Source organism: Capnocytophaga endodontalis (assembly GCF_002209445.1).
Taxonomy (GTDB): domain Bacteria; phylum Bacteroidota; class Bacteroidia; order Flavobacteriales; family Flavobacteriaceae; genus Capnocytophaga; species Capnocytophaga periodontitidis.
This window is the reverse complement of the sequence record NZ_CP022022.1, coordinates 584,263-596,086: the sequence shown is the minus strand read 5'-3', so window position 1 is coordinate 596,086 and position 11,824 is coordinate 584,263. Positions and strand designations below refer to the sequence as shown.

General features: G+C 39.0%; 13 protein-coding genes. 11 read left to right on the top strand and 2 right to left on the bottom strand.

Annotated elements, in window-relative coordinates:
- Positions 1 to 49 precede the first annotated feature (49 nt).
- The 4 genes from rpsU (at position 50) to CBG49_RS02900 (ending at position 4,972) form a co-directional block, all read left to right on the top strand.
- Positions 50 to 244, top strand: coding sequence for a 30S ribosomal protein S21 (gene rpsU, locus CBG49_RS02915; protein WP_009413086.1), 195 nt, complete (start codon positions 50 to 52; stop codon positions 242 to 244).
- Positions 245 to 478: 234 nt separating this feature from the next.
- A complete protein-coding gene (locus CBG49_RS02910; protein WP_088593302.1) occupies positions 479 to 1,909 on the top strand; it encodes a leucine-rich repeat domain-containing protein in 1,431 nt (476 codons plus the stop codon).
- A gap of 78 nt (positions 1,910 to 1,987) precedes the next feature.
- On the top strand, positions 1,988 to 2,620 hold the full coding sequence (gene pgmB, locus CBG49_RS02905; RefSeq protein WP_088593301.1) for a beta-phosphoglucomutase: 633 nt from the start codon (positions 1,988 to 1,990) through the stop codon (positions 2,618 to 2,620).
- Positions 2,621 to 2,707: 87 nt separating this feature from the next.
- Positions 2,708 to 4,972 carry an NADP-dependent malic enzyme gene (locus CBG49_RS02900; protein ID WP_088593300.1) on the top strand — a complete coding sequence of 755 codons (2,265 nt, stop codon included), beginning with the start codon at positions 2,708 to 2,710 and terminating at the stop codon, positions 4,970 to 4,972.
- A 104-nt stretch (positions 4,973 to 5,076) separates the two neighbouring features.
- Here CBG49_RS02900 and CBG49_RS02895 read toward each other — a convergent pair whose 3' ends face one another.
- Positions 5,077 to 6,297, bottom strand: coding sequence for a 3-deoxy-D-manno-octulosonic acid transferase (locus tag CBG49_RS02895; RefSeq protein WP_088593299.1), 1,221 nt, complete (start codon positions 6,295 to 6,297; stop codon positions 5,077 to 5,079).
- A 158-nt stretch (positions 6,298 to 6,455) separates the two neighbouring features.
- Complete coding sequence (locus CBG49_RS02890) at positions 6,456 to 7,268, bottom strand: type IV secretion protein Rhs (RefSeq protein ID WP_088593298.1); 813 nt, start codon at positions 7,266 to 7,268, stop codon at positions 6,456 to 6,458.
- Positions 7,269 to 7,508: 240 nt separating this feature from the next.
- Here CBG49_RS02890 and CBG49_RS02885 point away from each other — a divergent pair, with 240 nt between their 5' ends.
- The 7 genes from CBG49_RS02885 to CBG49_RS02855 all read left to right on the top strand — a co-directional run bounded on the left by CBG49_RS02885 (position 7,509) and on the right by CBG49_RS02855 (position 11,810).
- On the top strand, positions 7,509 to 8,510 hold the full coding sequence (locus CBG49_RS02885) for a choice-of-anchor D domain-containing protein (protein WP_009413099.1): 1,002 nt from the start codon (positions 7,509 to 7,511) through the stop codon (positions 8,508 to 8,510).
- A 157-nt stretch (positions 8,511 to 8,667) separates the two neighbouring features.
- Entirely contained in the window at positions 8,668 to 8,892 is a 225-nt protein-coding gene (locus CBG49_RS02880; protein ID WP_088593297.1) for a hypothetical protein, read from the top strand.
- Entirely contained in the window at positions 8,892 to 9,188 is a 297-nt protein-coding gene (locus CBG49_RS02875; RefSeq protein WP_088593296.1) for a Txe/YoeB family addiction module toxin, read from the top strand. Before CBG49_RS02880 ends, CBG49_RS02875 begins: the two co-directional genes overlap by 1 nt.
- Before the next feature lie 16 nt (positions 9,189 to 9,204).
- Complete coding sequence (locus tag CBG49_RS02870; protein ID WP_088593295.1) at positions 9,205 to 9,498, top strand: DciA family protein; 294 nt, start codon at positions 9,205 to 9,207, stop codon at positions 9,496 to 9,498.
- On the top strand, positions 9,495 to 10,034 hold the full coding sequence (locus CBG49_RS02865) for a GNAT family N-acetyltransferase (RefSeq protein ID WP_088593294.1): 540 nt from the start codon (positions 9,495 to 9,497) through the stop codon (positions 10,032 to 10,034). Before CBG49_RS02870 ends, CBG49_RS02865 begins: the two co-directional genes overlap by 4 nt.
- 16 nt (positions 10,035 to 10,050) lie before the next feature.
- The gene (locus CBG49_RS02860) at positions 10,051 to 11,388 is read left to right on the top strand and encodes a dihydroorotase (RefSeq protein ID WP_088593293.1); all 1,338 of its coding nucleotides are present in this window, start codon (positions 10,051 to 10,053) and stop codon (positions 11,386 to 11,388) included.
- A gap of 11 nt (positions 11,389 to 11,399) precedes the next feature.
- A complete protein-coding gene (locus CBG49_RS02855) occupies positions 11,400 to 11,810 on the top strand; it encodes a DUF4296 domain-containing protein (protein ID WP_088593292.1) in 411 nt (136 codons plus the stop codon).
- Positions 11,811 to 11,824 lie beyond the last annotated feature (14 nt).

Sequence of the window (11,824 nt, the reverse complement as noted above, 5' to 3'; positions counted from 1 at the left end):
ATTACTTTGTACTTTTGCGCCCTGAAAATTGAAAGGAGGTGTAATCACTATGTTAATAATCCCTTTAAAAGACGGAGAAAGCATCGATAAAGCTTTAAAACGTTACAAACGCAAATTCGACCGCACTGGTGTAGTACGTGAACTACGTGAAAGACAACATTTCACCAAACCATCTGTACGCAGAAGAACCGAAATCCAAAAAGCTCAATACATTCAACACTTGAAAGACCAAGAAGAAGTATAGCTTTTGTTAAATAACAAAATAATGAGGTAATAGATAGAGTTATCACAACTCTTATCTATTACCTTTTGTTTATTTTATACATTAAATATTGATTTTCAATAACTTAAAATAATTTGTTACATTCATCACAAAAAACTTACTTCTTTATCTCTCAATGATTTGCATTTTTTTATAAAAAGTACTACCTTTGTCCCGAAATTGAAATGAAAGTATAATAATACAAAAAATTTAGCAATGAAAACTACATTTTTAACATTAATGGCAGCAACGTTAGCTGCAACAGCACTCACTGGTTGCAAAAAAGACAGTGGAGGTGACGACGACAATGTCATAAGATTTACAGACTCAAATCTAACAGTAGCTGTAGATAAAACAGCTCAAGTAAAACTCTTTGTTCCTTCTGGTTCTGGAGTGACCGATATTAAATCTAATAATACTCAAGTAGCTATCGCAGGAAGAACAGGTAACTACCTCTTCATAAGTGTAAAAGGAGTAAAAGAAGGAGATACTACAGTAGAAGTTAAGAATGGTAATCGCTCTCAAAAAGCTGTACTCAATGTACACGTGTTTAAAGAAAACGTAGAAAATAAAAATGGCTTTAAAGTAGATGCAAGTACTATCTTCCTCAAAAAGAATGAAGTAACCAATCTTAGAAGTCGTATCAAAGAAGGATCTGGCAACTATACTATGTCAGTAGGAAATACAGCTTTCGCTGATGAGTTAGGCAACTTCCAAGTAAGAGGAAAAGGTGAAGGTTTGCACCACGAAATCACTTTTAAAGATGTAGATAAAAATCAAGAGGTTAAAGTACCTGCTTATGTAATTATACCTTTCAAAGCAATAAGCGCCCCTACCGAGTTGAGCTTAAATAGTACTTACAGCATCAACTTACAAGGAGTTTATACCACTACTACTACTGATGATGGTACTACTAATGGCCGTTTTGATAGAGTACAAATGACTACTGATGGCAGTGTAACAGCTGTATTTTCACTTGAAACTGTTTATGATCGAGTAAATCGACCTATTGGTAAAGCAGTGTCTGGTATCAAAGTAACCGCTAAAAGCGTAGGTACAGGCAGTGTGAATCTTATCAACGGCGACGGACAAATATTGAAACTTAACTTTACTATAAAAGCTTCAGTACCTACTAGCTATTTCATTGTAGATGCCGATGGTGTCCTTACTGTAAAACCAGGAGCTGTATTACCTCCTCACGTTGATATACCTGCTGATGCTAAAAAAATAGGAAGAGAAGCTTTTAAAGATAAAGATATTACAAGCGTTGATTTGAAAAATGTAGAAGAAATAGATGAAGATGCTTTTCATGGTTGTGTTAACTTAACTACTGTTACAATGACAAGAGTAAAAGTAATAGGTAAAAGTGCTTTTAGAAATACTAAATTAACAGAAATCGATTTACCTGCTTCTGTAGAAAAAATAGAAAAAGGTGCTTTTGATATAACAAATTTAGTAAAAGTAACTTGTAGAGCCACTACTCCTCCTGCAGTAGGTACTTCTTTCCGTGCAACTAATGCTGAACGACGTGTGCTTTACGTTCCTGCAGGTAGTATTGATACCTATGCAAGTAGTTGGGGTACAGAAATAGCATCTTACTTCAGAGGTTTAAGAACTAATGGCTACAAACCTTACCCTATTCAATAAAATTTAAAACTAACATACTTCGGAAAACCGTTATAAGTCCCCCTTATAGCGGTTTTTCTTTGTACTATTCACTTTTCAATGAAAGGATATATTTTTGATTTAGACGGCGTACTCGTAGATACCGCCAAGTACCATTACCGCGCGTGGAAAACTATCGCTCAAGAATTTGGCTTTGAGCTCACTCCCGCACATAACGAGCAACTCAAAGGCATAGGTAGGGAAGTCTCTCTGCACAAAATACTTCAGTGGGCAGGTAAAACACTGCCTAAAAATGAGTTCCAAGCCTTAGCTCTCCGCAAGAACGAACTCTATTTGCAGTACATCGCCCATATCGATAGCAGTGAACTGCTCGTAGGTGTAGCCGATTTTTTGCATTCGCTGAAAAACAAAGGTAAGAAAATCGCTTTGGGCTCTGCCAGTAAGAACGCGCGTTTGGTATTAGAGCGCACAGGCATTTTGCCGCTGTTCGATGCTATTGTTGATGGCACTATGGTAACTCAAGCCAAACCCAACCCCGAAGTCTTTCTCAAAGCTGCTGAACTTTTGCAACTGCCTCCTGCCCAGTGCTGTGTGTTTGAAGATGCTCCTGCAGGCGTACAAGCTGCTAAAGCCGCTGGAATGAGAGTCATAGGGGTAGGAGAGGAGCAAGTACTTTGCGCCGCCGATGAGGTAATTCCTAATTTTTCGTCATTCGTACTTCATAATTCGTAATTATTTTATAATTTTGCACTTATAAACAATAATAGGTAACAAGTAATTAGGTAATACCTCTTACTTCTTACCTCTTACCTAAAACAAATGGATCAAAGAAAAAAAGAAGAAGCATTACACTATCACGAGTTCCCTCAACCTGGGAAAATTGCTATCGTACCTACTAAAAAACACGCTACACAACACGACCTCGCGTTGGCTTATTCACCTGGGGTAGCCGAACCTTGTTTGGCTATCGCCGACGATAAAAGCAACGCCTATAAATATACTGCCAAAAGCAATCTGGTAGCCGTAATTTCTAATGGAACTGCGGTTCTTGGCTTAGGCGATATAGGCGCCGATGCCTCTAAACCCGTAATGGAAGGTAAAGGTTTGCTCTTCAAAATCTTTGCGGGTATCGATGTGTTCGACATCGAAATAGATGCCACCGATGTAGATAAATTCATAGAAACCGTAAAAGCAATTGCACCTACTTTTGGGGGTATTAACCTCGAGGATATCAAAGCTCCTGAAGCTTTTGAAATTGAACGACGCCTAAAAGAAGAATTGGATATCCCTGTAATGCACGACGACCAGCACGGTACAGCTATCATTTCGGCTGCTGCCCTCATCAATGCCTTGGAAATCGTAGGTAAGGACATCGCCAAAGCACAAATAGTAGTAAATGGTGCAGGTGCTGCTGCTATCTCTTGTACACGCCTCTATGTAGCTTTAGGTGCCGACCCTAAAAATATTGTAATGTGCGATAGCAAAGGAGTAATTCGCAAAGATTCCCCTAATCTCACCGAACAAAAAGCTGAGTTCGCTACCGACCGCAACCTCCACACCCTCGAAGAAGCCGTAAAAGGCTCTGATGTGTTCATCGGTCTTTCTAAAGGCGATGTGCTTACCCCAGAGATGTTGCTCTCTATGAACAAGGATGCAATTGTATTTGCAATGGCAAACCCTACCCCTGAAATCGATTATGATTTGGCTATCAAAACACGTAAAGATATCATTATGGCAACGGGTCGTTCCGATTTTCCTAACCAAGTGAACAACGTACTCGGTTTCCCTTATATCTTCCGCGGAGCGTTAGATGTTCGAGCTACCAAAATCAATGAAGAAATGAAACTCGCTGCGGTACGCGCTATTGCCGAATTGGCTAAAAAACCTGTACCTCAAAAAGTGAGTCTTGTATATGGCGGCGAAAACCTTACTTTCGGTCGCAACTATATCATTCCTAAACCGTTTGACCCTCGCTTGATTTACGAAGTACCCCCTGCTATCGCCAAAGCAGCTATGGCATCGGGAGTGGCACAGAAACCTATAACCGATTGGGAAGCCTACAAAGGTGAATTAATGGATAGAATAGGCGTAGGAAGCAAAGAAATACGTCTCTTGCAAGACCGTGCCAAACGCGCTCCTAAACGCATCGTATTCGCTGAAGCCGACCAATTAGAAGTGCTCAAAGCAGCCCAACGCATCTATGAGGACGGTATTGGTATTCCAGTGCTTTTAGGCAATAAAGAACTCATCAAAGCCCTTAAATACGAAATAGGATTTAACGGTCGTGTAGATGTAATCGACCCTAAGAGCGATGCCGAGCGCGCACGCCGTGAGAAGTTTGTACAACACTATTGGAAATTGCGCGAACGCCGTGGTATCACTTATGAAGTAGCTGAACGACTAATGCGTGAACGCAACTATTTCGGTACAATGCTCGTAGAAACTGGTCAAGCCGATGCGATGATTACAGGTTATTCACACGCTTATCCAAAAGCTATTCGCCCTGTTTTAGAGATTATTAAAAAAGAAGAAGGAGTGCGCCGCATCGCTGCTGCCAGCATTATGTTCAGCAAGCAAGGACCTATTTTCCTATCCGATGCGACTATCAATATCAACCCTACTGCCGAAGAGTTAGCTAATATCGCTTTACTAACGGCAAAAGCAGTAAAATCGTTTGGTTTAGAACCTTCAGTAGCGATGTTGTCGTATTCTAACTTTGGATCGGCAGTGTCTGAAAGCAGTCTCAAAGTACGTGAGGCGGTAGCTTATTTGCACAAACATTACCCTGATTTAGTAGTAGATGGAGAAATCCAAGCCGATTTTGCCCTCAATCCCGATAAGATTGCCAAGAATTATCCGTTCTCAAAACTCAACAACGGCAAAGGGGCTAATGTACTCATCTTCCCTAACCTTGAGGCAGCAAACATCAGTTATAAACTCCTCAAAGAAACCCAACACTTAGATACCATAGGCCCCGTAATATTAGGTCTAACCAAACCTATTCACGTTACTACACTCGGTTCTACTGTTGATGAAATGGTGAATTTGGCTACGCTTGCTGTAATTCAAGCACAATCTGAGTAGTGCGAGCTACACAAGCAATAAGATTGTAAATTATACTTTGCCAAAGTATTTATAGCTTTTATGTTATAGCACTTTGGCAAAGTTTTTATTAGAATTTAATTATTTTATATTCCCTTTAAAAAGGTGCTTGTAGCGCCTTTTTTTGTTGCTATATAATCACGATTGATATTTCCTACTATCTGTCGTTTTTCATCCGAATTTACAAGGCTATTCATCACCTCAGCAAATGCTTCTCTACTATCAACAGATAGTACACCTCCTAAAGCGACTAATTCTTTCGCTTCATTGAATTTTTCATAGTTCTTACCAATAATCACTGGAATACCAAAAACAGCTGGTTCTAACACATTGTGTAATCCCGAAGTTCCCATACCTCCACCTACATAAGCTATATCGGCATAACTGTATACCTTGGTGAGCATACCGATAGTATCGAGAATGAGTACCTCGTAATCAGAGAGGTTAAGAGTATCTTTCTCACTGAAAAGGGCAACTTTGCGGTCTAATTTCTGCTTGTTATCTCTCAGTACAGCTATCTCAGTGGGGTGGATATTGTGAGGGGCAATAATAAATTTTATATTAGCTTTGCAAGTGTTGAGATACTGCAAATAAACCTCTTCATCGGCAGGCCAAGAGCTACCAAATACCACGCACAAAGCATCCCCTTTGAATTGTTCTATAAAATCGAGATGGTTGTCTCTCTCGGCTATTTCGGCTACACGGTCAAAACGGGTGTCACCACTCACCGTTACATTAGTAAAACCTAAACTGTTGAGCAGGGTTTTAGAAAGGTCGTTCTGTACAAAGAAATGCGTAAAACAGTGCAGCGCTTTTCGCATCATTCTGCCGTAAGGCTTAAAGAAAATTTGGTTTTTTCTAAAAATACCGGAGAGCAAATAAGTAGGCACTTGCGCTTTTTTAAGTTCATTGAGGTAGTTCACCCAAAACTCGTATTTCACAAAGATAGCCATTACAGGATTTACGAGTTGTACAAACTTACGAGCGTTCGCACGAGTATCGAGAGGAAGATAGACTACTATATCAGCATCGGGGGTGTTTTTGCGCACCTCATAACCTGAGGACGAGAAGAAAGTAATGAGTATTTTGTAACCTTGTGCTCTAAGGGCTTTGGCTACGGGCAATCCTTGTTCAAACTCACCTAAGGAAGCCGCGTGTAACCACACATAACGCGTATTTTTATCTAATTTTTCATTAAGAGTTGTCCATACAGTTTTACGTCCGCTTACAAAGAGACGTATTTTTTTATTGAAGAGGGCAATCAGCGGGAGGATTGCTTTTATAAGATAAATAATGAGATTATACATAATAGTCCGTTAGTACAGAATGCAAAAGTAGTGAAAAGTTTTAAGTATCTTAAAAAATAAGAGAATTTTAAATCTCATAGAAGTTAGAAAAGTAGGATTTTGCAAAAGTATCTAAAAAAAAAGCTGCTCTAAAACGGAGCAGCTTTTTTTGCTATCTATTAATAATATTTTAGTTTCTGAAGTAAAATCATCGTGGGTTTACCATCAACCGACATTGTTTTCTTTATCCAGTTTTTCTTCTTGTCATACACAAGTGTGTACGATTCTGTTTTGGTAACATTACCATCTTTATCAAAGTATTTTACTTCTGTTTCGTTGTTGTTGTCGTCAAAAACTGAAGTAATGCGCTGTTTTAGGTTATTATCTTTGTCAAATACTTGTTTTTCAATGGTATTACCTTTAGCATCGTAAGTATATACAGTTTTACTTGATAATTCTTTTTTGCTGTATTTAGATTCTTCAGCTACTTTTCCGTTAGGAAGGTAGGTATAGGTGATTTTCTCATCGCACAATCCAGCCATACATTCGGTGCGTTCTATCAACTGGTCTTGACCGTTATAAGCATTGATACGACTCATAAAGATATTACCATCAGGAGTTTCAACATCGTGTTTGGTAAGGTTACCGCGCTCGTCGTATTCATATACGTTTTTAGAAAGGAGGGTATTAGAATCATCGCGAGAAGCCGATTCTAACAAAAGTCCTTCTTTGTCGTACACATCCACAAAATTGATGGTCATACCATTTTGTTTAGAGTACATTTTCACGGGAGTTCCTTTTTTGTCAAACTGAGTAAAAAGTTCAGAATTCATAGGGATTTCTTGTCCTTCTTCAGTAACTTGGATACCTGTTTGGGTATATGTTTTTACTTTTCCATTGAGTTTGGCACGCTCCCAACCATTCTTTTTTTGAGCCTGACCAAAGGCGATGGTAGTGGCTAATAAAGCCGCTATTGCTACAATTTTTTTCATAATAATGTGCTATTAATTTATATTTTATAAGGGCGCAAAAGTACAAAAGATTTTCTAATGTACCAATGCTTGTGCGGGCTAACGTACTAAAAGTATGCCAAAAAGCGCAAAAAGAGGATAGGTTGTTACAAATATAACTAAAGCGACAAATAAATAGATTGTAACTAACAAAAACAAGTTGTTCATTGTCAATTGGCAATTATTTTGTATATTTGCCAATAAAATTTAAAATTCAGTTTTATGAAAAAAAGATTCAGTTTTTCAGTAATGCTATTTTCATTAGCATTCGCTACTTTCGTTTCTTGTAAAAAGAATGACGACAATCCGCAACAACCACCAACCCCTAAGGTGGAAGTAACTGCCCCTAAAGGCGATTTTGTGAATGGTACTACTTCTAAAACCTTCACTATCACTAACACAGGTACAACCGATGTTACTATTACATCAGTGGAATTCACAGGTGCTAATGCCGATGAGTTTACAACCTCCGCTTCGCCCATTACTATAGGAGTAGGTAAAAAATACGAATTTACCGTTACCCTTTCTCCTAAAACTAATGGAAATAAAACAGCTAACTTAGTGATTAAAAGCAATGCAGGAACTGTTACCATTCCGCTAAAAGGAACTGCTACCATAACACCTAAAGTAACTTTTGTTACTAACAAGGCTGAAGGTGATTCCTTTATGTTAAGCGTTGCAATTGCAGAGAATGATATTCCTGAGGTGTGGTTTGACCGGAATAACAATGGTGTAAAAGATGAAGGTGAGGCTTTGTTAGAAGTTCTATATCCCAGTGTAAAAGCAGGAAACCTTTTTGTAGGAATAGGTAGCTCTAATACAGTTTCTATTTATGGAAAATTTACAAAAATGGAATTTTCTGGAGAAAAAGGTATTATTAGTATTGATATTTCTCAAAATGAGCATATCAAAACCTTTGCTTGTGGAGGTTCTGATTTTAAAGGTGTTACTCTTAATACAAGTCTTACTAATATGTATTGCAATAATTCCAAACTCACTTCTTTAGATATTTCTAAACTTACCGAACTCAAAGGTTTGTACCTAAATGAGAACAATTCTCTAACGAGTTTAGACCTTTCAAAAAACACAAAACTTACGTATATGCAATTGAACGGAGCTAATTCCTTACAATGTATAAAAGTAAGCGCTGAACAATTAGCTAATATTCCTGCAGGATGGAGAAAACAAGGAACCAGAGCAGAGTTTAAAACAGAATGTAACTAACAAAATCCAGCTTTGAGTACTGCTGGCTTTATAATTGTAAAGAGGTTGTCTAAACTTTAGGCAACCTCTTTCTTTAGTGATAGCTAACAAGTAATAGGTCAGGTAAATAATTGATAATTGATAATTAATTTGTACATTTGCAAAAAATATTGAAACTATGGGAGCAACCACAATTACATTCCAATCAGAAATACAAGCTGTAGACTTTCCATTTATCGAAAGAATTTTAAACAGTTTGAAAGCTACGACCAAGGTTATTAAAGAAGAAAAGGACGAGACTTTGATGACTAAGGAGGCTTTTTTTACTAAAATAGATCGTGCAAGAGCTGGTGAAAAAATACAAATGAGTAGGGAAGAAATGAAAAAATTGATGTTTGACTAATGGAAGAAAAACAACCAGCCTTTGAGATTATTTATTCAAAAGAATTTTTCAGTGATTTAGAAATCCATAAGCAATCGGGTAATAAACAAATACTAAAAAAGATAGATGCTTTTTTAGATGAGTTAGAAGAGACCCCTACAAAAGGAACTGGACAGACGGAACCTCTTAAAGGATATGGAGAAAGAAATGTATATTCCAAACGAATCAATGGAAAACATCGCTTTATATATGAAGTTTTTGAGGAAGAAAAAAAAGTAGAAGTACTTTCTGCTTTTGGACATTACAATGATAAGTAATTAAAGAATTAAAATTATGGACGGAAATACTCACACCCTCTCGGAGGTTATCAAGCTCATTGTAAAGCAAAACCACCTCAATTACGGTTTGCAAAAAGCCTCGTTGCCAACCCTTTGGAATGAACTGATGGGTACAGCTATAGCGCGCTATACTACCTCGGTAGAGCTCAAAGGCAACACCCTATATGTGCACTTGAGCTCCCCTGCACTTAGCAACGAATTGAGTTATGGCAAAACTAAAATTATTGAGAACCTCAACGAGCGCTTGGGAGAAAACTTAATTCAAAAACTGATATTTTTAAACGGATGATACGACCTGCTACCCCCACCGATGCCTCTGCTGTCGCCCCCTTAATGTTTCAAGCAATGGAGGAAATCGTGTATAAAATGATAGGCAAAGACCATAAAGAAGAAGCTATTGCCCTACTACAAAAGCTCTTTGAACAAGAAGATAATCAATATTCCTATAAAAATGCTTGGCTATACGAGGAAAACAATACCGTAATAGGGTCGATAATTGCTTATGATGGTGCTCACTTGCACCGTTTGCGCGCCCCTGTGTTGGCACTCATTCGCAGTAGCTATGGTATAGATATTGTGCTGGAAGATGAAACCGCTGAAGGCGAACTTTATATAGATACTCTCAGCGTACTGCCCACTGCTCAAGGTAAAGGTATAGGCTCACAATTAGTAGCCCACCTTAAAAAGGTAACTACTCAGCCCATAGGCTTACTCGTGGATGTACAAAATCCACAAGCCGAACGCCTTTACTCCCGTTTAGGGTTTGAATATGTAAATCATCAAGAACTCGCAGGTGGAATATATAAACACCTTGTATTTAGGTAACAAGTAATAGGTAACAATGAAAACCCTTATCAAAAACGCCATTATTGTAAACGAAAACACCCTCTTTCAAGGCGACCTCTTGATTGAGGGAGAGCGCATTGCCCAAATAGGTACCCACATTACTCCTAAAGGGAATTATGAGGTGATAGAAGCCGAAGGTAAATACCTCCTCCCTGGGGTGATTGACGACCAAGTGCACTTCCGCGAACCTGGGCTTACTCATAAAGCTACTATCGCTACCGAAAGTCGGGCTGCGGTAGCCGGCGGTGTAACTACCTTTTTTGAGCAACCTAACACCGTACCTCAAACCGTAACAATTCCGCTTTTGGAAGAGAAATTTGCGATTGCCAAACAATCTTCTTATGCTAACTATTCTTTCTTCTTGGGAGGTACAAACGACAACCTCGAAGAATTGAAACGCTTAGATAAAAACGCTTGTGCAGGGGTCAAGCTCTTCTTAGGCTCTTCCACAGGGAATATGCTTGTAGACAACGAGAAAACCATAGAAGCTATTTTCAATAATGTAGATTTAGTAATTGCTGCCCATTGTGAAGATGAAGCAACTATTCGCAAGAATTTAGCCCACTATCAAGCCTTGTATGGCGAGGATATCCCTATAGACCTGCACCCTCATATCCGAAGTGCTGAGGCTTGCTATCTGTCCTCTTCACGCGCCATTGCTTTGGCTGAAAAAACCGGCGTACGCTTGCACGTGTTCCACCTTTCGACAGCTAAGGAAACCGACCTCTTCCGCAATGATATGCCACTAAAAGATAAGAAAATCACCGCTGAGGTGTGTGTGCATCACTTGTGGTTTTCGGAAGATGATTATACTACTCGCGGGGCTTTCATCAAATGGAATCCGGCAGTAAAAACTGCTGATGACCGCACTGCGCTGTGGCAAGCCCTCTTGGACGACCGTCTGGATGTGATTGCTACTGATCACGCACCGCACACGTTGGAAGAAAAACAACGCAAAGGCTATACTAATATCCCCTCAGGGGCACCTTTGGTACAGCATTCACTCGTGGCAATGCTCGAGAAAGCTCATAAAGGTAGCATTTCTATCAAAAAAATAGTAGAAAAAATGTGTCATAATCCCGCTATTCTTTTTCAGGTAAAAGACCGCGGGTTCTTGCGTGAAGGCTATTACGCCGACCTTGTGTTAGTGGATATGGATACCCAATGGACGGTACAGAAAAACAACCTGCTGTATAAATGTGGCTGGAGTCCGCTGGAAGGACAACAATTTCACTCGGCTGTAGTGAGCACTTTTGTAAACGGCAAGCAGGTGTATCACAATGGTAAGGTAATAGCTACCCCTCAGGGGCAACGCATCACTTTCAACAGATAATAAAACAAACTATGAAGAAAATTATTTATATATTCGCTTTGCTACTCACAGTAACAGCCTGCAAAAAGAACATCGTGCCCAAACCCGATAAGTTTTTAGACGAAAAACAAATGGAAAACTTGCTTTACGATTTGGCAGTATTAGAATCGATGAAAGTTTCACAAGCCCAAAAATTAGACTCGTTGCAGTTCAACCCACAACAGTTCATCTACAAAAAATACGCAATCGACAGTCTTTCGCTGGCACAAAATATGGTGTACTACGCTTCTTTTCCCAAAGAATACGATACCATTGTAAAGAAAGTAGAAAAGAGAATCCAGTTGCAACGCGACAGCCTCAGCAAAGCGATGAACCCCTCTAACAACGAGCTCAAAACAGAAACACAACCTAAAGAAGAACTCAAAGAAGAACTCATTAAATAACCCATTTAGTAATT